This is a genomic window from Streptomyces globosus (assembly GCF_003325375.1).
Taxonomy (GTDB): domain Bacteria; phylum Actinomycetota; class Actinomycetes; order Streptomycetales; family Streptomycetaceae; genus Streptomyces; species Streptomyces globosus_A.
Window position 1 is genome coordinate 3,317,803 of sequence record NZ_CP030862.1, and the last position, 19,810, is coordinate 3,337,612.

Below are 19,810 nucleotides of genomic sequence, written 5' to 3' on the forward strand. Positions count from 1 at the left end.
CCGGAGACGGCGGCCACGCGGCCCGGGAGCGTCCGGAGACCGCCGCCGGGCCTCGGCCGAGCAGCTCCTACCGGCCGGCCTTCTCGAAGGTGCCCAGCCCGTTGGCGTCCAGGTACTCCACCCGCATGCGGCCGTCGGTGAAGGTCACGCCGGTGCGGCCGACCGCGTTCTCTCCGGCGGTCTCGAAGCTGAAGGTGCTGCCGCTGTAGTGGGTGAGCGGGTAGTCCTGCGGCTTCGGCCCCAGGCGCAGGACCAGTCCGCCGCCGGACGTGGCGGTCACGGTGGCGCGGCCGTAGTAGGGGTTGGTGTAGGTGCCGGTGTACGCGCTGTCGGCGCGGGCCGGCTCCGGGTCGGCGGGCGGTGCGGCGTAGTCCGTCTCGGAGCTGCCCTCGCCGAGCTGCTCCTCGTAGGACTTGGCCACCACCGGCAGCCAGTCGCGGCTGGGCTTGCCGTACTCGGCGGTGTCGAAGAAGTTCAGGGCGACGGTGTCGGGGAGGCCCGTGGGGGCGCCGTTGGTGAGTACCGCGATGGCGAGCTTCTCGGCAGGGACCAGCGTGACGTTGGTGTTGGCGCCGAGCGCGAAGGCACCGGAGTGGCTCAGGCGCAGCCGGCCGTGGTCGTCGTAGCGCACGTTCCAGCCCAGGCCGTAGTAGCCGGGCTGGGCGCCGGGCTCGGGGGGCGGCTGGCTGATGCTGTGCGGGACGTGGGTCTCGGCCAGGCCGTCGGCGTTGACGACCTGCTGCCCGTCGATCTTTCCGCCGTTCAGTTGGAGGCGGAGCCAGCGGGCCATGTCCCGGGCGTTGGAGCTGACGCCGCCGGCGGCCGTCTGCGCGTCGGCGTTGCGCACGTAACGCGGCTTCCAGGTGCCGTCCTCGGTCTTGACGTGGGTCAGGGCGCGGTCGGCCGCGTTCTGGTAGTCGCTGAAGCGGGAACTGGTGCGGGTCATCCCGGCGGGTTCGTACAGCAGGTCCTCGGAGAGCTGGTCCCACGGGACGCCCTTGGCCTTGGCGGCGGCCTCGGCGGCCGCGGTGAAGCCGAAGTTGGTGTACGCGTAGCTGGTGCGGAACGGGCTGAGGGGCTCGTAGCGCAGGTGGGACAGGATGTAGGACTGGTTGTACCCCAGGTCCTCCAGGAGGTCGCCCGAGTGGTCCGGCAGGCCCGAGCGGTGCGAGAGCAGGTCGGCCGCGGTGACGTGCGCGCTGACCCAGGGGTCCTTGAGGGTGACGCCCTTCAGCGGGGCGTCGAAGCCGTCGGCGCCGAGGGCCTGGGCCAGGACGGTGGTGGCCACCGGCTTGGAGACCGAGGCGAGCTGGAAGACGGTGTCCGGGCCGACCCTCCCGCCCGGGGCCTCCGTGCTGCGGACACCGAACCCCTTGAGGTAGACGACCTTGTCGTCGTGGACCACGGCCACCGAGACGCCGGGCACGCCGGTGCGCCGCATGCCCTCCTGCACCTGTGCGTCGAGCGTGTCCAGGGCCCTCGCGACGTCGAAGCCGCCGGGGCTCGGCGAAGGTGTGGCGGCGACGGCCCCGGCCGCCAGGGCGAGCCCGGCGGCAACTGCGACTCCCCTGCGTGTGAGGTTGCGCGGCATGACTCCATTGAACGGCGGTTCCGCGCCGGGCGCCCGCGGAAGCTGCGGGCGCCCGGCCCGCCCCCCTTCCGAAGCACCGCGCCCGCCCGCTATTTCCCGGCCCCGCCGCGCATGGGCGGCGCCGGGCTGGAAAGGGGCCGGGCATGAACGAATACGGACGCCAAGGCAATCCCGACCCCGAGCCGGCGGCCACCCCCGGGCCGGCCGCGGGCGGCGGTGTGCAACCGGGGGAGACCCCGCCGGGCGAGTCGAGCACCGCCGGCGGCGCGGGGCCGTACCGGCCGCTCAAGCGCGGCTGGGCCGGCGGGCCGCTCACGATCATCGTGACGGTCGCCGTGCTCTGCGCCCTCTTCTTCCTCGCCTACGCAATCGTGGTCGCGCTCTGAGCCCCCGCCCGACCGCTCCCCGAGGGCGTGATCCCCGCGGGAATGGAACAGTGGAAGGGGTGCCGGAGGGATCGGAGGGCTGCAGAGGATGTCCACCAGCGGGGAGATCTTCGGGGCGCCGTGCTGGGTGAGCCTGGCCACCCGCGACCTCGCCTCCGCCGAGGCCTTCTACGGCGCGGCACTCGGCTGGACCTTCCGCCCCACCCGCCTCGGCGAGGAGTTCCGCGTGGCACTCCAGGGCGGGGTCCCTGTGGCCGGCATCGGGGCCGTGGCGCCGCGCCTCGGCATCCCGATGGCCTGGACGCCGTACTTCGCCGTCGAGGACGCCGACGTCACCGCCGCCCGGATCCGCGAGCGCGGCGCCACCACGGCCGTCGGGCCGCTGGCGTTCGCCACCGGTCGGGCTGCGCTCGCCGCCGACCGGGAGGGCGCGGCGTTCGGCTACTGGGAAGGCGAGGTGGTCTCCCAGTGGACGTCTGCGGAGGACGGGGCGGCCTGGGCGGAGCTGCGCTCGCGCGACCCGTTCGCGGCCGCCGTCTTCTACGGGGAGGTCCTGGACTGGGCGACCGGCCGGCCGGGATCCCTGGACGTCGCGTACGAGCACGACCACGTCGTCGTACGGCGCGGCACCATGACCGTGGCCCGGATCAGCGGGGGCGCGGTCGGCGGGGACCCGGACCCGCGGCTGCGCCCCCGCTGGTGCGTGCACTTCGCCGTGCCCGACCTGGACGAGGCGGCAGAGCGGGCGGTCCGGGCGGGCGGCAGTCCCGCCTCGCCCGTCGAGCAGACGCCGACCGACCGGCGGATGGTGCTGCGGGACAAGGCCGGCGCACTCTTCACGATCACCGAGGTCCGCGACCCGGGCGCCTGACGGCTCCGCGGGCCCTCACGCGGGGTGGCCCGCCCGCACGTGCCACACGTCGTGGAGCGTCAGCAGGTCCGGCAGCGGGTCGGGGTCGGGCGACTGCTCCACCGGATCCAGCAGGAACCCGACGTGGTCCCCGCCGTCCACGCGGGCGGTGATGCGGCCGACGAACCAGGCGCGGGCCCCGTCGAGCAGCGGCGTCCCATCCGCGGCGGGCCGCCACGCGACCCGGGCGAACTTGTCGACGCGGTCGCCGGTCTCGCCGCCGAACAGCTCGGCGAGCGGCAGCCCGCCGCGGTCCACGACGTGGACGGCAAGGCTCTCGGCCGCCCCCGCCACACGGAAGGTGTGGTTGAGGCGGGAGAGCCACACGACGAAGCGCGGCGGGCGGATGGAGCACTGCCCGGCAAACCCCACCAGGCATCCGGCCCGCTCCCCTCCCGCCTGCGCGGTGACGATACAGACGGTGTCGTCGAACAGATCGGTGAACCGGTCCAGGCCCGTGTCCGGCACACGCACCACCTCCCGCCCCCTCCCTACCCGCTGCCGCCGCATCGATCCCCGCCGGCCGAGAGGGCCGGGCGGCCAGCCGCGGGCCGGGTCCGGAGCCCTTCCCGTACCGGTCGGGCAGCACGAGCTGCGCCACGACCGCCGCGAGCCCGGGATCCGGTCCGCCGACGCGCCGCGTACCCCCTGTCCCGCGGGCGCCTCAGTCGACCAGGACGCCCGGGTTGAGGATGCCCCGCGGGTCGAGCGCGGACTTCACGGCGCGCAGGGCCAGGCCGAAGGGCTCGGGGCGCTGGAGGTCGTAGCCGGGGCGGTGGTCGCGGCCGACGGCGTGGTGGTGGGTGATGGTGGCCCGGTGGCGGTGCAGGACCTCGTTCGCGACGGCCTTCAGGTCGTCCCACAGGGCCGCCTCGTCGCCCGGCCGGCCGGCGGCGAGGACGGTGAAGTAGGGGGCGGCGCCGTCCGGATACACATGCGTGAGACGGCAGTTGACCGTCGCCGGGTAGCCCGTCGCCTTGGCGGCGGCCGCGCCGACCTCGCTGCGCACCGCGTCGATCAGCGCGGGGATCCCGTCCCAGGTGGCGGCCGTCTCGAACGTCTCCGCGACGGCGCCCATGCGGGCCAGCCCGTCGCGCAGGTACGGCATCCGCAGGAACGCCGAGCGCCACGCGGCCACGGCGGCGTCGCCGCCCGTACTGTCGCCGCCGCCCCCGGCGCCGGGGCGGCCCCCGTGCGCGCGGGCCAGCGCGACGGCCCGGTCCAGCAGGCCGGCGACGGGCGCGTCCGCGGACTCGAAGCCGAGGACGAGCACGGCCGAGCCGTCGGCGCGGACACCGGACAGCGCTGCCTCCCCGGCGTCCAGCAGACGGCAGTTGGCCGGCCGGAGGTCGGACTGGGCGACGGCCCGCACGGCGTCGAGCGCGGCCCCGAAGCCGGTGAAGGCGAGCGACGCCGACGCCTTGTGCCGGGGGCGGGCCACGAGGCGGACCCATGCCTCCGTGATGACGCCGAGGGCCCCCTCCGAGCCGATGAACAGGCGGTCGGGGGAGGGGCCCGCCCCGGAGGCGGGCAGCCGCCAGGAGCCGTTCACCCCCGCCGGGGTGACGACGCGCAGCGACTGGACGGAGTCGTCGATGCGGGTGCGGCCGGTGGCGTAGTGGCCGCCCGCCCGGGTGGCGATCCACCCGCCGAGCGTGGAGAACTCGAAGCTCTGCGGGAAGTGCCGCAGCGTCAGGCCGTGCGGCCGCAGCTGCGCCTCCAGGGCCGGTCCGAGGGCGCCCGCCTCGATGCGGGCGGCCCGGCCGTGGGCGTCGACCTCCAGGACGCGGCCCATGCGGGTGAGGTCGAGGGAGAGCACCGCGTCGTGGGCGTCCCCGCGGTACTCGACGCCGCCGGTGACGGACGAGCCGCCGCCGTACGGGACGACGGCGATCCCCCGGCTGCCCGCCCAGTCGAGGAGGTCGGCGACGTCCTGCTCGTCCGCCGGGTGGCCGACGAGGTCGGGGATGCGGCCGGGGCGCCCGCGCAGCGCCCGTACGACGTCCCGGTACGCCTTCCCCATCGCGTGGGCCGCCCGGACCGCGGGGTCCGCGGTGACCAGGTGGGCGAGGCTCGCGGGCGGCTCGGCGGCGGGGCCGCCGATGCGCAGGTCGCGGACGTGCGGCACGGGGAGCGGGCGGGGCAGGGTGCCGGGGAGCAGAGCGCCCATCGCGGCGCACTCGGCGTCGTCCGGATGGGCGTCCGCATATCCCCAGCCCCACCAGGAGCGGGGGCGGGACGTCGGCTGCGCGGTGGTGCCGGCCATGGTGTGCTCCGAGGTCGGATCCCGCCCGCGTTGGGGCGGGGGGCGGATGTGGCGGCTGGTGCTCGTACCGGTGCCACTGGTGCAGGAAGGGGCGGGAGCGGGTCGCCGGAACGACCCCGCAGAGAACTTACCCAGGGGTAAATTACTTACTGTTAATATCCGCCCATGGCAACCCCCCGCTCCAAGGCCGGCACCAAGGGCGTCCCCCGCCGGGACCGCCAGCAGCAGATCCTGGCGGCCGCCACCAGGGAGTTCGGCACCCGCGGCTACGCCGCCGCGTCGCTCGCCGCGATCGCCGCGCAGGTCGGCGTCACCAAGACGCTGCTCCACCAGTACTTCGGCACGAAGGAGGCCCTGTACACCGCCTGCCTGACCCCGGTCGGGGAGCGCCTCCTGGGTGCCGTCACCACCGCCATGGGCTCCGGCGGGACCACCGGGGAGACCCCGCTGCGGGTCCTGAACGGCATCTTCACCGCCCTGGAAGGGCAGCGCGAGGCGTGGTTCGTGCTGTACGACACCACCCTGCCGCCCGGGGGCGGGGCCGCCGCCCGCGCCGCCGAATACCGGGCGGAGATCGACCGGCTCGCCGCCGGCGGAACCGCCGACCTGCTGCGCCGCTCCGGCTCCGCCGACCCCCTGGACGCCGACGCCCTCACCTACGTCTGGCGGGACATGGTCGCCACCCTCGTCCGCTGGTGGACCAAGCACCCCGAGCAGTCGCCGGAGGCCATGACACAGCGCTGCGCCCGCCTCTTCGCGGCCGCCGCCGCGCTCACGCCCGCGCCCGGGACCGGGACCGGCACGGGGACCGGGACCGCGACCGGGATCGGCGCCGGGACCGGCTGAACGACCCCGCCGCGGTACCCGATCGGGGCAGCCCGTCGGCCACCCTTCGGCCGGATCCGCCCGTTGTGCGGGGCCGCCGGCACGGGAAGACTGGGGCTCCCGGCACAGCCGAGCGGCTCCGGGCCGCCGTACGACGCCCCCAGGAGAGCGCATGGACACGGCCGCCCCCCGGCCCGCCGCCCAGCACCCCGCCCGGCCCGCCCCCGGGGAGCCGGAACTCGACGCGGCCGTCGTCGGAGCCGGCTTCGCCGGCCTCTACCAGCTGTACCGGCTGCGCCGACTCGGCCTGCGCACCCGCGTCTTCGAGGCCTGCGGCGACATCGGCGGCACCTGGTACCGCAACCGCTACCCCGGCGCCCGCTGCGACATCGAGAGCGCGGCCTACTCGTACTCCTTCTCTCCCGAACTCGACCAGGAGTGGGAGTGGAGCGAGCGGTACGCCGCCCAGCCGGAGATCCTCCGCTACCTCCACCACGTCGCAGACCGCTTCGACCTCCGCCGGGACATCACCCTCGGCACCCGCGTCGACCGCGCCGTATACGACGAGGCCCGCCACATCTGGCGGCTCACCACCGACACCGGCGAGGCGGTGACCGCCCGGTTCGTCGTCCTGGCCACCGGCTGCATGTCCGCCGTCAAGGAGCCGGACGTCCCCGGCGCCGACACCTTCGCCGGCCGCACCCTCCACACCGCCGACTGGCCGCACGAGGGCGCCGACCTCGCCGGCCGCCGCGTCGCCGTCATCGGCACCGGCTGCTCCGCCGTGCAGCTCATCCCGGTCCTGGCCGAACAGGCCGCCGCCCTCACCGTCTTCCAGCGCACCCCGGTCTACGCCCTGCCCGCCCACAACCGGCCGCTGACCGCCGCCGAGACCGCCGAGCTGAAGGCCCGCTACCCCGAGTACCGGGCAGCCCAGCGCCGCTCCCGCGGCGGCACCCTCGTCGAACCGCCCACCGGATCCGCCCTCAAGGCCGACGAGGCCGAGCGCACGGCCGCCTACGAGGCCGGCTGGAACTCGGGCCTCCTCAGCGGCCTGCTGCGCACCTACACGGACATCCTCACCGACCGCGCGGCCAACGAGACCGCCGCCGAGCACATCCGCGCCAAGATCCGCGCGATCGTCGCCGACCCGGCGACCGCCGAGGCGCTCTCCCCGCGCACGTACCCGTTCGGCACCAAGCGCCCCTGCCTCGACAGCGGGTACTACGCCGCCTACAACCGGCCCCACGTGCGACTCGTGGACCTCGCCCGGACACCCCTCACCCGGATCACCCCCGGAGGGATCAGGACCGCGGAGGGCGAGCACCCCGCCGACGCCATCGTCTTCGCCACCGGCTTCGACGCACTGACCGGCTCCCAGCTCGCCGTGGACATCGTCGGCAAGGACGGCGTCACCCTCAGGGAGAAGTGGGCCGGCGGCCCCCGCAACCACCTGGGGCTGCTCTCCGCCGGCTTCCCCAACCTCTTCACCGTCCTCGGACCCCTCAGCCCCTCCGTCCTCAGCAACGCGGTCTTCTCCATCGAACAGCACGTCGAGTGGATCACCGACTGCATCGCCCACCTGCGCGGCGCAGGCCTCACCGAGATCGACGCCACCCCCGAGGCCGAGGACCGCTGGTGCGCGCACGTCGCCGAGACGGCCGCCGCGACCCTCTACCCGGACACCGCCTCCTGGTACACCGGCGCGAACGTACCGGGCAAGCCGCGGGTGTTCCTCGCGTACGCGGGCGGCGCCGACCGCTACCGGGAGGCGTGCGAGGCCTCCGCGCGGGACGGCTACCGCGGCTTCGCGCTCTCCGCCGCGGCCCCGCACTGAGCACGGGGCGCACCCGGCGCGGGTGCGCGCCGCTGGACGGGTGAAACGCGCGCCCCTCGGCACGCCCCGCGCCCCGGCCCGGCGCCGACGGCAAAACCCGAGCTCGCGGCCGGTGCGGCGGGCTCTCGTACGCTCCTGCGGCGGGCACGCCGGCCCACCCGGGCACCCCGCGCACGGCACTAGCCTGGCCGACGCCCGCCCTGCCCCGCCCCGTCCGCCCGGCGTGCGCGCGGGCGATCGGCGCGTCGCGCCCGGCCCACCCAGGAGGACCCACCGTGACCCCCACCGCGACACCGGTACTGACGCACAAGCTCCGGCACATGTTCGCCCTGCTGGACACGGACCGGGACGGCTACCTCACGGCCGCCGACCTGCCCGCCGCCGCGGACCGCATGGCCGCCGTGCTGCCCGCCGGGCAGGAGAAGGCCGAACGGCTGCGCGCCGCCCTGGGCCGGATCTGGGAGGCGCACCTGCGCCACATGGACGGCGACGGCACGGGCCGGCTCGGCCGCGCCGCGTACGAGCGCGGCGTCCGCACGGCCGTTGCCACCGCCCCCGCCGCCTTCCTCACCGCGGTCCACGAGGCGGCGGCCGCCTGGCTCGCCCTCTGCGACGCCGACGGCGACGGCAGGATCGTCCTCGACGAGTACCTCCGCATGGGCGAGGCCCTCGGCGGGATCGCCCGCGAGGACATGGAGGACGCCTTCGGGCGGCTCGACCGCAGCGGGGACGGCGGCCTGGACCCCGTCGACGTCCACGCCGCCGTCATCGAGTTCTTCACCAGCGACGACCCCGAGGCCGCCGGGAACTGGCTGTACGGCCCGCTGTGAGGACCGGCGCCGGAATCAGGCCGTCCGGTGCGCTGTGAGCAGCAGGAACTCCCACTCCATCACGCCGTCGCGGGTGTGCTCCTCGGCAAGCGCGTCCAGTTCGCGGTCCAGGGCCGCCGCACGGTCGGAGTCCTCGCCCAGCGACCGGTAGACGGCGATGGTCGGGCCGTAGCAGGTCTTGAAGAAGGTGCGGAACGAGCCCGGTTCGGGGAAGGCGTCGACGCGGACCACGAGGCGCCGGGCCTCCACGTCCGTGACGCGGTCCCCGAGCAGCTCGTACACGTGCTCCTCGTCGCCCCACAGCGGAGGCGGCGACGCCCCGGGCGGCGGAGGCGGCGCATACGGCTTCATCACCGCGAACATGCGGCCGATGAAACCCTGCGGCGTCCAGTTGGACATGCCGATCGTGCCGCCGGGGCGGCACACCCGGACCATCTCGTCGGCCGCCGCCTGGTGGTGCGGCGCGAACATGATGCCGAAGCAGGACATGGCGACGTCGAACTCGCCGTCGGCGAAGGGCAGGTGCTCGGCGTCCGCCTCCCGCCAGTCCAGGCGCACCCCGCGCACGGCGGCCACCTGCCTGCCGATCTCCAGGAGTTCGGGCGTCAGGTCGCAGGCCACCACGTCCGCGCCGGCGAGGGCGGCCGGGATCGCCGCGTTGCCGGCGCCCGCCGCGATGTCCAGGACGCTGTCCCCGCGCTGTACGCCGCACTCCCTGACGAGTTGGGCGCCGGCCTCCGGAATCACGTGCGAGGCGACGGAAGGGTAGTCGCCCATGGCCCACATGGCCCGGTGGCGGGCCTTCAGCGCGCGATCGGCCGCGACCGCGTCGGTCGCCTCGGACATAAGACCGCCTCCAGGGCTCGGGGCCGCCCCCCTCCCGAGCATAGGCGGCCCCGCTCACGGCCGCCGTCCGAGCCGGACCACCGCCGGCCCCCCTATTCGCCGACGGCGACGTACCGGGTCACCTCGCCGTCGTACTCCGTCGTGCCCGCATGCCCGGGGCGGATGTCCAGGGCCACCCCGGCGCCCTCGAAGACCTCCTTCAGGCGCTGCCGCAGCGGCTCGCCGATGTAGTTGTGGTGCAGGTCGAGGCTCTTGAGGCGGGCCGGCGGCCGGCCCGCCAGCAGGGCGCGCGCCCCCTCGTCCGTGAGGACGCCCAGGGACAGGTCGAGGTGTTCCAGCCGCGCGACCACCGGCGCGGCCGCGGCCGCGGCGGCGATCTCGTCCTGGATGTCGCTGTTGCGCAGCCCCAGGCGGCGCAGGCGCGGCAGCAGCGACCCATCGAAGACAGGCGACAGGTCCCCGATCTCGCAGTCACCGCCGAACCAGCTCGTCCCGAGCCACAGCTCCAGGTGCTCCAGGGCGGGCAGGCCGCTGCCGGCGATACCGCGCACGGCCGCCGCGGGCATTCCGCCGGTCTGGACGACCAGGGACCGCAGCCGGCGGTGCGTGAGCGCCCGGAACTCCAGACCGCTGCCGCCCCGTACGCCGAGCTCCTCCAGCTCCGGAAGCCCCTCCAACAGCCTGCCGGCGTCGCCCTGGTGGATGGCGGAGATCTCCAGCTCACGGTTGTCCATGTCGCCCAGGAACACCGCCCGCAGGGCGGGGAACTGCTCACGGGCCTCCACAATCGCGGCGTTGACCTCGTCCGGGCCGACCTCGACCGTGTCGCGCCGGCAGCCGACGACGAGGGACCGCACCCGGGCCGTGTCCACGGCCGCCCGGAACCGGGCGAAGACCTCCGGCCAGGTCTCCCGCACCTCCCGCGGGTCGGCGGAGATCCGCCACGCCACGGCGTCCGGCTCGGGCAGCGCCGCCGCGTCCCCCTCCGGCCCGACGGGGAAGTCGTGTACGGGAAGCCCGTACCACTCCGTCAGACGCCCCGGATATCCCATGGTCCTTCTCCCGCCCGCTGGTCCGTGCACCCGGCCGATACCGGTGCGGAGCCGTTGTAGCAGGCGGCACCGACAGCCGCCGGACGGCCGGTGTCAGTGGCATGCGTCACAGTGGAGAGGATGCCGATCCGCTGGAAGAGGTGGACCCCATGGGGTACGCGATCCAGGCCGAGGGCCTGGCCAAACGGTTCAAGGAGACCCGCGCGCTCGACGGGGTCGACCTGGCGGTGCCGGAGGGCACCGTCCTGGGGCTGCTCGGGCCCAACGGGGCGGGCAAGACGACCGCCGTGCGGATCTTCGCCACCCTGCTGCGCCCGGACGCCGGCCGGGCCGAGGTCGGCGGGCACGACGTGGTGCGGCAGGCGGGCCTGGTCCGCTCGCTGATCGGCCTGACCGGGCAGTACGCCGCCGTCGACGAGAACATGACCGGCACGGAGAACCTGGTGATGATCGGCCGGCTCCTGGGCCTGCCGCGCCGCTCCGCGCGGACCCGCGCGGCCGGGCTGCTGGAGGACTTCCGCCTCGGCGACGCGGCCGGGCGGGCCGTGAAGACGTACTCGGGCGGCATGCGCCGCCGCCTGGACCTCGCGGCCAGCCTCGTCGGCCGGCCGCAGATCCTCTTCCTCGACGAGCCGACCACCGGGCTCGACCCGCACAGCCGCGGCGAGGTCTGGGACATGGTCCGCGAGCTGGTGGCCGAGGGCATGACCGTCCTGCTGACGACGCAGTACCTGGACGAGGCCGACCGGCTCGCCGACAGCATCGTCGTCGTCGACAAGGGCAAGGTCATCGCCGACGGCACCCCCGACCAGCTGAAGTCCCAGGTCGGCGGCCAGGTGCTGCACCTGCGCCCGCTCCGCGCCGACGACCTCGCGGCGGCGTGCGCGCTGGTCGCGGAGGAGGCCGGGCCCCAGACCAAGATCGAGGACGAGGTCATCACGGCCCCCGTCGGCGACCCGGCCCTGATGCCGCGCGTCGTGCGCCGCCTCGACCAGGCCGGCATGGCCGTCGCGGAGCTCACCCTGCGCCGCTCCTCCCTCGACGAGGTGTTCCTGGCCCTCACCGGCCACCGCGCCCGCCCGGAGGCCCCGCCGCCCGACGCGGACGACCACGACCACGACGCGTACGCGCCCGCGGGGAGCCCCTCATGACCAGCGCCGCCGTCACCGGCGCCCTCGGCCCCTCCGGCACCCGGGTGCGGCCGCTCGCCGCCCTCCAGCAGACCGCCACGATGGCGTGGCGCAGCCTCGTCTCCGTCAAGCACAACCCGCTCGAACTGGTCGACTACAGCATCACGCCGATCATGTTCGTGTTCCTGTTCACCTACGTCTTCGGCGGGCAGATGGCGGGCTCCCCGCAGGAGTACCTCCAGTACGCCCTCGCCGGGATCATCGTCCAGAACACGCTCTTCATGAGCATGTACACCGCCATGTCGCTGAACACCGACCTGACCAAGGGCGTCTTCGACCGGCTCCGCAGCCTGCCCATCGCCCGCTCCGCCCCGCTGTTCGGGCGCATAACCGCCGACCTGGCCAAGCAGCTGTGGGCGATGCTCCTGATGATCGGCCTGGGCACCCTGCTCGGCTTCCGGATGACCGGCGGCCTCGGCGGGCTCCTCGCCGCGACCGTGCTGCTCCTCGTCTTCGCGGCGGCCGTCTCCTGGACGGCGGTCCTGATCGGGATGCTCGCCGGGGACGCCGAGAAGGTGCAGGTGTACGCCTTCACCTTCATCTTCCCGCTCACCTTCACGAGCAGTGCGTTCGCCCGCGTCGACACCATGCCGGGCTGGCTCCAGGCCTGGGTGAACGTCAACCCCGTCACCCACCTCTCGGACGCCTTCCGCGGCCTCCTGCTCGGCACCCCGGCCGCCGGACCCGTCCTGTGGTCCCTGGCCTGGGCCGCTGCCATCACCGCCGTGTTCATGCCGCTGGCCATGCACGTGTACGGATCCCACAGCCGCTGATCGGCCCCCGGCATACTGGACCGGGACGGGGGAGACGGGGGAGGCGGGAACGTGTCACACCGCGACGTGCCGGACTGGTCCGCGGCCGAGGCGGCGGCCCTCACGCGCAGGCTGATCGACCTCGACGTCGCCGAAGGGGCCCTTCGGTCCGCCGGACCGGCGCTGGACGCCGTGCGCGGCCTCGGCCCCCGCCCGCCGTCACGGGACCGGGCGCGCCGTGCCGCGTACGCCGAACTGCTCCAGGTCGCCGCCTGGATCACCTTCGACGCCGAACGGCACCACACGTCGCAGCGCCTGCACCTGCGCGCCCTGGAAGCCGCCGGCGGCGGGCCCGACGGCCCCCTCCCGGTCGAACCGCTCATCCTCGCGGTGCTCAGCATGCAGGAGGAGCACCTCGGCCGGCCCGACCGCTCGCTGCGGATCGCCTCCGCCGTCCTGGCCCGCCCCGACCTGCCCGGGCGCGTCGCGGCCGTCTTCCACGTCCGGGCCGGGCGTGCCTTCGCCCGCCTCGGCCGGGGCCCGCAGGCCACGCGGTCCGACCTGCTCGCCGACCCGCCCGGCCGCCGCGACCCCGCCTGGGCGTGGTGGATGGATGGCCGCGAACTCGACGGACACCGCGGCCTGGCCGCGGCCGCCCTGGGCCGCCGGGACCGCGCCGCAGAACTGCTCCACCGCGCCGTCCACGGCGCCGGCGGCGGCCCCGCCTACCGGGTCCTCTTCGCCGCCGAACTCGCGCGGGTCCTCGCCGAGGCGGCCGACTGGCGCGAGGCCGACCGCGCCCTGGCCGCCCTGCCGGACACGGTGGCGACCGTCGGCTCCGTACGGGCGCTGCGCGCCATGGCCCGGGCCGCACGCGTCGTGCGGCAGAGCCCCTCGGCCCCGCGCCGCCACCGCACCACGGCCCGCGACCTCACAGCCCTCCTCCACGCCGCCCGCACCGCGCCCGAACCCACGGCTGAAGCCGCCGGCCGGCCGGCCCGGGACATCAGACGTGCAGCTCCCGCGGGAAACCGGTCCAGCGGAGTGCGGCGGGGAGATGGCCGGCGCCGTTGAACACGACCACCGAGGCAGGCCGACCGGGCACGCAGCGGATGACGGCCGGCGCGGCATGGGCGTGGTCGATGCCGGGCACGACGGTGTCAGCGGTCGTCGGGGCGGTCGGGTGTGTCGTGGTCTTCCTCCGGGACCGCCTCGCCGGGGCGGCGGCCCAGTTCCTCCGGGGTCTTGCCCGCCGCCCTGCCCGAGGCCGGGCGCAAGCGGTCCTGGCCCTTGCGGGGGCGGTCCTGCTCCTCGCCCCCGCTGCCGGACCCGCGGCGCGTGTCCTTCGTTCCGTCCATGGCGACGGCTCCCGTCTCTCGTACCGTGCCGTGCCGGCGCACGGCGTGCGGCGTGCGCCCACCCTCACACGGGCGGTGCCGACCGGCATCTTTTCGATCACCGACGGTGACCGGCGCCGCCCGCTCCCACCGCCCCGGGGTGTGCGGCCGGGCCCGCCGGGTAGGGGCGGCGGGAAGGAGACGCACGCCATGGGCCCTGCCGACCTGAGCACCTGGCTTCTGACCGCAGCCGAGCGCGGCAATCCGGACACCGGCCTCGACCGGCGCCACCCCGGCGGGGTCGCCTGGTCGCGGGGGAACGAGGCGCGGCCCGTGGTCCACGGAGCCGCCTACTTCGCGGAGCTGCTGGAGCGGATCGGCGCCATGCGCGCCGGAGACCTGCTGCTGTTCACCGACTGGCGCGGAGACCCGGACGAACGGCTCGCCCCGCACCGCACCCCGGACGGCCGCACCCACGACGGCGACCGCGCCGGCAGCGGGATCGGCGCCGTGCTGTGCCGGGCCGCCGAACGCGGCGTCGTCGTCAAGGGCCTGGTGTGGCGCTCGTACCTGGACCGCTTCCGGTTCAGCGAGACGCAGAACCGCCGCCTCGGCAAGGAGATCCAGGAAGCCGGAGGGGAATGCCTCCTGGACATGCGGGTCCGCCCGGGCGGCTGTCACCACCAGAAGCTCCTCGTACTGCGCCACCCCGGCCGCCCGCAACTCGACATCGCGTACGCCGGCGGCATCGACCTGTGCCGCAGCCGCAACGACGACGCCGCCCACGAGGGCGACCCCCAGGCCCTGCGCATGGCCGACGCCTACGGGGCGAACCCGCCGTGGCACGACGTACAGCTCGCGCTGCGCGGGCCGGTCGTCGGCGACCTGGAGGCCGTCTTCCGCGAGCGCTGGGAGGATCCGGCCCCCCTCAGCCGCAGCCCCCTCACCCGCCTGCGGGCCCGCGCGCACGGCGAGGACACGCACGCCGACCGCCTGCCGCCGCAGGCCCCCGACCCCGAACCGTGCGGCACCCACACCGTGCAGGTGCTGCGCACCTACCCCGACCGGCTGTTCGGCGGCTACCCCTTCGCCCGCGACGGCGAGCGCAGCATCGCCCGCGGCTACCTCAAGGCGGTCAGGCGGGCCCGCTCCCTGATCTACCTGGAGGACCAGTACCTGTGGTCGCCGCGCGTCGTCGACTGCTTCGCGCAGGCCCTGCGGGCCCACCCCGGGCTGCGGCTGACGGCCGTCATCCCCGCCGTCCCCGAACGGGACGGCCGCCTGACCCTGCCGATGCACCTCATCGGCCGCATCACCGCACTCAACGGGCTGCGCCGGGCCGGCGGGGACCGAGTCGCGGTGTACGCGCTGGAGAACCACGCCGGCACCCCCGTCTACGTCCATGCCAAGGTGTGCGTCATCGACGACGTGTGGGCGTCCATCGGCTCCGACAACATCAACCTCCGCTCCTGGACGCACGATTCGGAGCTCGGCTGCGCCGTCCTGGACGAGTCGGCCGACGGCCGCCCGCCCGCCGATCCGGGCGGCCTCGGCGACGGAGCCCGGTCCTTCGCCCGCCGGCTGCGCCTGGAGCTCTCCTGCGAGCACCTCGACCTGGACCCCGCCGACGGCGGCGCCCTCTGCGACCCGGGGGCCGCCTTCGACGCGTTCGCCGCCTCGGCCGCCGCCCTCGAATCCTGGCACGCGGGCGGCTGCCGCGGCCCGCGCCCACCGGGGCGGCTCCGCCCTTACGTGCCACCGGAGTTGTCGTCTCCCGCCCGGATCCTGGCGACACCCGCCCACCACCTGCTCGTCGACCCGGACGGCCGCCCCCTCCGGCTGCGTCGCCGCAACGCCTTCTGACCGGCCCTGTCTGCCCGCCCGCCGCCCGCCGGCCCCGCCCCGTGCGCGGTTCTCGCCGCGCAGGACCGCGGTGCTTCGCCTAGGTTGAGGGCCGGGGGAGTTCCCGACCCAAGGAGTTCGCTATGGCTGACAAGGGCAAGATGGAGCAGGCCAAGGGCAAGGCGAAGGAAGCCGTCGGAAAGGTCGCCGGCAACAAGCGCATGCAGGCCGAGGGCAAGATGGACCAGGTCCGGGGCGAGGCCAAGGAAGCCCGCGCCGATCTCGACGATCGCGCCCGCGAAGCGGGGGAGCAGATGCGCGGCAAGCACAGGAAGAAGTAGCCGCACCCCGACGCGCGGCCGCCCGCCCGCAGCGGTCCCGGTGCCCGGCACCGGCCCGCGGCGCGGCGGGCGCCGCCCGTCCCATGCGCAGTATGAGGTCAGCCCGCGGGCCGGTGCGGGGCGGCGAAGGGGCCGCCGGCTCCGAAGGCGTGCCGCGCGAAGCGCTCGCCGATGAGCCGGTGGGTCGCCGCGTCCGGGTGCAGGTTGTCAGGCAGCGGCAGCGCAGCCCCGTCGGCCGGGCCGTACAGGGCGAGGCCGTCCAGGTGGTGGAGGTGCGGGTCGTCCGCGGAGCGCTCGCGGACGATGCGTGCCAGCTCCTCCCGGACGACGGCCAGCGTCAGTTTCCCGGCGGGCACCTCGCGCGGGTCGCCGGCGGCCCGGAACGCGGGCCGCCCCGCGGCGAGGGAGGCCGCGTCGAGCGCGGTCGGGCCGGGGGTGTCCTCGTGTACGGGGCACAGGATCGGCGAGACGACCAGCAGCGGCACGTCGGGCCGGCCCTCGCGGACCGTGTCGAGGAACCCGTGCACGGCGGGCCCGAACGCCCGGCGGCGCATCAGGTCCAGGTTGACGACGTTGACGCCCACCTTGAGGCTGATCAGGTCCGCGGGGGTGTCCCGCAGGGCGCGCGCGGTGAACGGGTCGAGGAGCGCGCTGCCGCCCAGGCCGAGGTTGACGAGGTCGGCGCCGCCGAGTGCGGCGGCGACGGCGGGCCACGTGCCGGTGGGGCTCGCGGCGGTGGATCCCTGGCTGATCGAGCTGCCGTGGTGCAGCCACACCGGCCGGCCGCGGTCCGGCAGCGGCTCGACGGGGGCGTCGGTGCGCAGGGCGACGAGCTCGGTCGTCTCGTCGTGCGGCAGCCATATCTCCACGTCCTTGGCGGCGCCCGGCAGGCCGGTGAAGCGGACGGTCGCGGGCGGTCCGGGCCGCAGCTCGCTGCTCCAGTCGGCCGGGTCGACGACGAGGGTGTTGCCGCCGCGTGCGGTGCCCTGCGCGGTGAGCCGGCCGTCGACCAGCAGGTCGTAGACGCCGTCCGGGCGGGGCACGCCGGCGTGGACCCGCTTCGTCGGCAGGGTGTCGAGCTCCACGGCCGTGGCCCGGGTGCGGAAGGCGAGGCGCACGCCCGAGGGCTGGGACTCGGCCATGGCGAGCTGCCCGTCGGAGCACTGGGCGCGGGCCGCCGCCGGCAGCCGGTGCGGCAGCAGCCCGTGCCGGGTGCGCTCCAGTGCGGCGGCGCCGCGCACGAGGGCGGCGGTGATCGGGGTGGCCGCCGTCCGGGCGGGGGCGGGGCCCCCTCCGGATGCGGGGCGGTGTGCGGGGCTCACGGGGGAACTCCAGGGGGTGCGTACAGCAGGGCATGTGGGGCGCGGCGCGCCGGCCGGGGGGTCAGCGGGCCGGCGGCCAGGTGCGCAGCAGGTGGTCGAGGGCGTCGACGACGCGCTCCCAGCTCTCCTGGCTGTCGGGGGCGCTGTGGGCGAAGCCGCCGGCGTTCTCCAGGTCGACGTAGCCGTGGAAGAGGCTGCCGAGCATGCGGACGGCGTGCGTCTGCTCCGGCTCGGCCAGGCCGTAGCCGCGCAGCACGGCCCGGGTCAGCCGGGCGTGGCGTACGCCGGCACTGGCCAGGGCGGTGTCGGCGTCCAGGGGGAAGCGGGTTGCCGCGTAGCGGCCGGGGTGGCGGCGGGCGTACATGCGGAACACCTCGGCGTAGGCGGCGAGCGCGTCCCGGCCGGACCGGCCGGCCACGGCGTCGGCGGCCAGGTCGGCCAGCTCCTCCAGGCCCAGCAGGGCGATCCGGGTCTTGAGGTCCCGGGAGTTCCGCACGTGCGCGTACAGGCTCGCCACCTTGACGTCGAAGCGGCGGGCGAGTTCCGACAGGGTCACCCGGTCGAAGCCGATCTCGTCGGCCAGCTCCGCTCCCGCCTGCGCCAGCCGATCCGCCGTCAGTCCGGCCCGCCCCGCCATCGCGTCTCCCTCCGCCGTACCGGCCTGTGCCTGAAGAGAGTATGAATCTACCTAAAGCATTTAGGCAAATATGAAAACTGTGGAGGCAGGGGTGGGGACGCGCCCGCGGCCGGGCCAATCCCGCGCCGGGAACCGCCTGCCGGGCGACCCTGGTGGCCCCCGGGCCGATACGGCCCCCGGCCGGAAGGAACGCGGTGGCTGCAGCACCCGACGAGCAGACCCCGGCGGGCCGGTACGGCGAGGACCTGTTCCCGCCGGGCCTCCCGGGCGAGGGCGACCGCATCGACCACGCCGCCCTCGTCTACGACCCGTACACCCGTGAGCGCCTGGCCGCCCTCGGCGCCGGCCCCGGCACGCGCTGCCTGGACGTCGGCGCGGGCACCGGCACCGTCGCGCGCTGGCTCGCCGAGGAGGCCTGCGCCGACGAGGTCGTCGCCCTCGACCGCGACACCGGCCACCTCGACCGACTCGCCGGCGACCGGCTGCGCGTCCGCGCTGCGGATCTGACCCGGCTCGCCGACGAGCCGGGGCTGGGCACCTTCGACCTCGTCCACGCCCGGTTCGTCCTCATGCACCTCCCCGAGCGGAGGGAGGTCCTCGACCGGCTCGTCGGCCTGCTCAACCCCGGCGGACACCTCGTCCTCAGCGACGCCGCCGACGTCCCCGACCCCGGCGACACCGCCTCCCCGTACCGCCGCACCCTCGACGCCATGTGGCACACGCTCCGGGAGACCATCGGCACCGACCTCGCCGCCGTACGCGCCCACCCGCATGCCCTGCGCGCCGCCGGCCTGCACGACGTCGCCGCGGAACTGGTGTGCCCGCCGCTGCGGCCCGGCACCCCGATCGCCGCCTTCTGGACCGACACCCTCCGCCGGCTCCGCCCGGCCCTGCTCTCCGGCGGCCGCCTCGACGAGGCCGTCCTCGACGACGCCCTCGCCTACCTGGAATCCCCGGACCTCGCCGAACTCGCGCCCGGCATGCTCACCGTGTGGGGCCGCCGCCCGTAACCCCGGGCGGCCCGGGCACCGGCCGCACGCCGACCGCCCCGGACCCCCGGCGCGCGGCCGGTGCCCGGGGCGGTGCGGCGGGGCCGCGCTCAGTACCGCAGCGCCCTTGCCGTCTGCGCGGTGACGCTGCCCGACAGCTCGTGCGTGCTGCGCGCGGTGGCCTCCTTCCGGCCTTTCGCCGCCACGTCCTGCACGGTCACCACCACGGTGTCGACCGTGTTGCCGTCCCCGTCCCGGAAGTCGACCTGCACCGCGAACGACTTCGCCGCGTCGTCGGTGTTCTCCACCGTCACCGGCACTTCCGTGTGCCCGTCGCCGGCGGTGGACGGCTTCCCGAGGGTGACGGCGCCCTTCGCGTCCACCCCGTCCTTGACTTCGTCCAACTTCTTCCGGGCCTCCGCGGCCGCCGAAGCCGCCGCGTCCGCAGCGTGCGTCGCGGCCGCCGAGACCTCGGCGCCGGCCGACCGGACCGCCGACGCGGCCCGGGAAGCCGCGTCGGACGCGGAACCGCCGTTCGAACAGCCCGCCGCGCCCAGGGCGGCCGCCGCAACCGCCGCCGCCCACACCATCCCCGCCAGTCGGCGCCTCACCATGTCCCGCCTCCTCGAAGTCCTCCGTGCATGCCGCCAGTCAACGCCGCCGCGGGCCCGCCGCCCGCGCGACCCGGCAGCGCATACGGATGAAGCACCCGCCCGGCGGGACGCCGCCCGCCCACCGGCCGCCCGGCAGGGCGCAGGCGGAGTCCTCCTCGGAGATGCGGTGGCAGGCGATCCAGAGCTCACCGAGGACGAGGCCAACGACCTGCTCGACGGCGGTGACCGCGACACCGGCGGGGA

20 protein-coding genes and 1 pseudogene are annotated in these 19,810 nt (G+C 75.6%); 11 read left to right on the forward strand and 10 right to left on the reverse strand.

All coding sequences use genetic code 11. The features are described from left to right. Positions 1-67: 67 nt before the first annotated feature. The gene (locus C0216_RS14395) at positions 68-1,591 is read right to left on the reverse strand and encodes a serine hydrolase (RefSeq protein WP_114055671.1); all 1,524 of its coding nucleotides are present in this window, start codon (positions 1,589-1,591) and stop codon (positions 68-70) included. 143 nt (positions 1,592-1,734) lie between these two features. Between C0216_RS14395 and C0216_RS14400 the strand changes: the two genes are divergently transcribed. Together C0216_RS14400 and C0216_RS14405 are read left to right on the forward strand one after the other, a co-directional pair. Further along, on the forward strand, positions 1,735-1,977 hold the full coding sequence (locus tag C0216_RS14400; protein ID WP_114055672.1) for a DUF6480 family protein: 243 nt from the start codon (positions 1,735-1,737) through the stop codon (positions 1,975-1,977). Positions 1,978-2,065: 88 nt separating this feature from the next. Beyond that, the gene (locus tag C0216_RS14405; RefSeq protein ID WP_114055673.1) at positions 2,066-2,848 is read left to right on the forward strand and encodes a VOC family protein; all 783 of its coding nucleotides are present in this window, start codon (positions 2,066-2,068) and stop codon (positions 2,846-2,848) included. A 15-nt stretch (positions 2,849-2,863) separates the two neighbouring features. Here the strand turns inward: C0216_RS14405 and C0216_RS14410 are convergent, their stop codons facing one another. Both C0216_RS14410 and C0216_RS14415 read right to left on the reverse strand, forming a co-directional pair. Then, on the reverse strand, positions 2,864-3,397 hold the full coding sequence (locus C0216_RS14410) for a flavin reductase family protein (RefSeq protein ID WP_114055674.1): 534 nt from the start codon (positions 3,395-3,397) through the stop codon (positions 2,864-2,866). A 154-nt stretch (positions 3,398-3,551) separates the two neighbouring features. Continuing rightward, entirely contained in the window at positions 3,552-5,153 is a 1,602-nt protein-coding gene (locus C0216_RS14415; RefSeq protein ID WP_114055675.1) for an FAD-binding oxidoreductase, read from the reverse strand. 165 nt (positions 5,154-5,318) lie between these two features. Between C0216_RS14415 and C0216_RS14420 the strand changes: the two genes are divergently transcribed. The 3 genes from C0216_RS14420 (at position 5,319) to C0216_RS14430 (ending at position 8,645) form a co-directional block, all read left to right on the forward strand. Beyond that, complete coding sequence (locus tag C0216_RS14420; RefSeq protein ID WP_114055676.1) at positions 5,319-5,999, forward strand: TetR/AcrR family transcriptional regulator; 681 nt, start codon at positions 5,319-5,321, stop codon at positions 5,997-5,999. A gap of 151 nt (positions 6,000-6,150) precedes the next feature. Further along, the gene (locus tag C0216_RS14425; protein ID WP_114055677.1) at positions 6,151-7,815 is read left to right on the forward strand and encodes a flavin-containing monooxygenase; all 1,665 of its coding nucleotides are present in this window, start codon (positions 6,151-6,153) and stop codon (positions 7,813-7,815) included. 275 nt (positions 7,816-8,090) lie between these two features. Further along, positions 8,091-8,645 carry an EF-hand domain-containing protein gene (locus tag C0216_RS14430; RefSeq protein ID WP_114055678.1) on the forward strand — a complete coding sequence of 185 codons (555 nt, stop codon included), beginning with the start codon at positions 8,091-8,093 and terminating at the stop codon, positions 8,643-8,645. A 15-nt stretch (positions 8,646-8,660) separates the two neighbouring features. On the opposite strand, the gene C0216_RS14435 is transcribed toward C0216_RS14430, so the two are convergent. Together C0216_RS14435 and C0216_RS14440 are read right to left on the reverse strand one after the other, a co-directional pair. Then, entirely contained in the window at positions 8,661-9,491 is an 831-nt protein-coding gene (locus C0216_RS14435; RefSeq protein WP_114055679.1) for a class I SAM-dependent methyltransferase, read from the reverse strand. 92 nt (positions 9,492-9,583) lie between these two features. After that, a complete protein-coding gene (locus C0216_RS14440) occupies positions 9,584-10,543 on the reverse strand; it encodes an STM4015 family protein (RefSeq protein WP_114055680.1) in 960 nt (319 codons plus the stop codon). Between the two features lie 149 nt (positions 10,544-10,692). Here C0216_RS14440 and C0216_RS14445 point away from each other — a divergent pair, with 149 nt between their 5' ends. From C0216_RS14445 to C0216_RS14455, 3 genes are read left to right on the forward strand one after another with little or no spacing between them, the layout of a single operon-like run. After that, positions 10,693-11,694: an ATP-binding cassette domain-containing protein gene (locus C0216_RS14445; protein WP_114055681.1), complete on the forward strand. Its 1,002-nt coding sequence runs from the start codon at positions 10,693-10,695 to the stop codon at positions 11,692-11,694. Continuing rightward, positions 11,691-12,506 (forward strand): ABC transporter permease, encoded by an 816-nt coding sequence (locus C0216_RS14450; protein ID WP_114055682.1) that lies wholly within the window; start codon positions 11,691-11,693, stop codon positions 12,504-12,506. The genes C0216_RS14445 and C0216_RS14450 overlap by 4 nt, the downstream gene beginning before the upstream one ends. Before the next feature lie 51 nt (positions 12,507-12,557). After that, positions 12,558-13,559: a hypothetical protein gene (locus C0216_RS14455; RefSeq protein WP_162793204.1), complete on the forward strand. Its 1,002-nt coding sequence runs from the start codon at positions 12,558-12,560 to the stop codon at positions 13,557-13,559. On the opposite strand, the pseudogene C0216_RS34375 reads toward C0216_RS14455, so the two are convergent. Beyond that, positions 13,492-13,632, reverse strand: a pseudogene (locus C0216_RS34375) (histidine phosphatase family protein); the annotation flags it as partial. The gene C0216_RS14455 and the pseudogene C0216_RS34375 overlap by 68 nt on opposite strands. Positions 13,633-13,645: 13 nt before the next feature. Next, the gene (locus C0216_RS14460; protein ID WP_114055684.1) at positions 13,646-13,843 is read right to left on the reverse strand and encodes a hypothetical protein; all 198 of its coding nucleotides are present in this window, start codon (positions 13,841-13,843) and stop codon (positions 13,646-13,648) included. Between the two features lie 189 nt (positions 13,844-14,032). Between C0216_RS14460 and C0216_RS14465 the strand changes: the two genes are divergently transcribed. Both C0216_RS14465 and C0216_RS14470 read left to right on the forward strand, forming a co-directional pair. Further along, complete coding sequence (locus tag C0216_RS14465; RefSeq protein WP_114055685.1) at positions 14,033-15,685, forward strand: phospholipase D family protein; 1,653 nt, start codon at positions 14,033-14,035, stop codon at positions 15,683-15,685. 122 nt (positions 15,686-15,807) lie between these two features. Then, positions 15,808-16,005: a CsbD family protein gene (locus C0216_RS14470; protein ID WP_114055686.1), complete on the forward strand. Its 198-nt coding sequence runs from the start codon at positions 15,808-15,810 to the stop codon at positions 16,003-16,005. A gap of 98 nt (positions 16,006-16,103) precedes the next feature. Here the strand turns inward: C0216_RS14470 and C0216_RS14475 are convergent, their stop codons facing one another. Beyond that, positions 16,104-17,327, reverse strand: coding sequence for a GDSL-type esterase/lipase family protein (locus tag C0216_RS14475; RefSeq protein WP_114055687.1), 1,224 nt, complete (start codon positions 17,325-17,327; stop codon positions 16,104-16,106). 61 nt (positions 17,328-17,388) lie between these two features. Further along, on the reverse strand, positions 17,389-17,964 hold the full coding sequence (locus tag C0216_RS14480) for a TetR/AcrR family transcriptional regulator (protein ID WP_114055688.1): 576 nt from the start codon (positions 17,962-17,964) through the stop codon (positions 17,389-17,391). 194 nt (positions 17,965-18,158) lie between these two features. On the opposite strand from C0216_RS14480, the gene C0216_RS14485 reads away from it, so the two are divergent. Continuing rightward, entirely contained in the window at positions 18,159-18,974 is an 816-nt protein-coding gene (locus tag C0216_RS14485; RefSeq protein WP_114055689.1) for a class I SAM-dependent methyltransferase, read from the forward strand. Between the two features lie 89 nt (positions 18,975-19,063). Here the strand turns inward: C0216_RS14485 and C0216_RS14490 are convergent, their stop codons facing one another. Next, positions 19,064-19,567: an FxLYD domain-containing protein gene (locus C0216_RS14490; RefSeq protein WP_174250397.1), complete on the reverse strand. Its 504-nt coding sequence runs from the start codon at positions 19,565-19,567 to the stop codon at positions 19,064-19,066. Between the last annotated feature and the right edge of the window lie 243 nt (positions 19,568-19,810).

What these genes read in the sequence shown, in the direction of transcription:
- C0216_RS14460 (WP_114055684.1), bottom strand. Translation starts at nt 13,843, where the DNA reads ATGGACGGAACGAAGGACACGCGCCGCGGGTCCGGCAGCGGGGGCGAG.
- C0216_RS14440 (WP_114055680.1), bottom strand. Translation starts at nt 10,543, where the DNA reads ATGGGATATCCGGGGCGTCTGACGGAGTGGTACGGGCTTCCCGTACAC.
- C0216_RS14395 (WP_114055671.1), bottom strand. Translation starts at nt 1,591, where the DNA reads ATGCCGCGCAACCTCACACGCAGGGGAGTCGCAGTTGCCGCCGGGCTC.
- C0216_RS14480 (WP_114055688.1), bottom strand. Translation starts at nt 17,964, where the DNA reads ATGGCGGGGCGGGCCGGACTGACGGCGGATCGGCTGGCGCAGGCGGGA.
- C0216_RS14415 (WP_114055675.1), bottom strand. Translation starts at nt 5,153, where the DNA reads ATGGCCGGCACCACCGCGCAGCCGACGTCCCGCCCCCGCTCCTGGTGG.
- C0216_RS14465 (WP_114055685.1), top strand. Translation starts at nt 14,033, where the DNA reads ATGGGCCCTGCCGACCTGAGCACCTGGCTTCTGACCGCAGCCGAGCGC.
- C0216_RS14410 (WP_114055674.1), bottom strand. Translation starts at nt 3,397, where the DNA reads ATGCGGCGGCAGCGGGTAGGGAGGGGGCGGGAGGTGGTGCGTGTGCCG.
- C0216_RS14405 (WP_114055673.1), top strand. Translation starts at nt 2,066, where the DNA reads ATGTCCACCAGCGGGGAGATCTTCGGGGCGCCGTGCTGGGTGAGCCTG.
- C0216_RS14450 (WP_114055682.1), top strand. Translation starts at nt 11,691, where the DNA reads ATGACCAGCGCCGCCGTCACCGGCGCCCTCGGCCCCTCCGGCACCCGG.
- C0216_RS14400 (WP_114055672.1), top strand. Translation starts at nt 1,735, where the DNA reads ATGAACGAATACGGACGCCAAGGCAATCCCGACCCCGAGCCGGCGGCC.
- C0216_RS14490 (WP_174250397.1), bottom strand. Translation starts at nt 19,567, where the DNA reads ATGGTGAGGCGCCGACTGGCGGGGATGGTGTGGGCGGCGGCGGTTGCG.
- C0216_RS14425 (WP_114055677.1), top strand. Translation starts at nt 6,151, where the DNA reads ATGGACACGGCCGCCCCCCGGCCCGCCGCCCAGCACCCCGCCCGGCCC.
- C0216_RS14435 (WP_114055679.1), bottom strand. Translation starts at nt 9,491, where the DNA reads ATGTCCGAGGCGACCGACGCGGTCGCGGCCGATCGCGCGCTGAAGGCC.
- C0216_RS14470 (WP_114055686.1), top strand. Translation starts at nt 15,808, where the DNA reads ATGGCTGACAAGGGCAAGATGGAGCAGGCCAAGGGCAAGGCGAAGGAA.
- C0216_RS14420 (WP_114055676.1), top strand. Translation starts at nt 5,319, where the DNA reads ATGGCAACCCCCCGCTCCAAGGCCGGCACCAAGGGCGTCCCCCGCCGG.
- C0216_RS14445 (WP_114055681.1), top strand. Translation starts at nt 10,693, where the DNA reads ATGGGGTACGCGATCCAGGCCGAGGGCCTGGCCAAACGGTTCAAGGAG.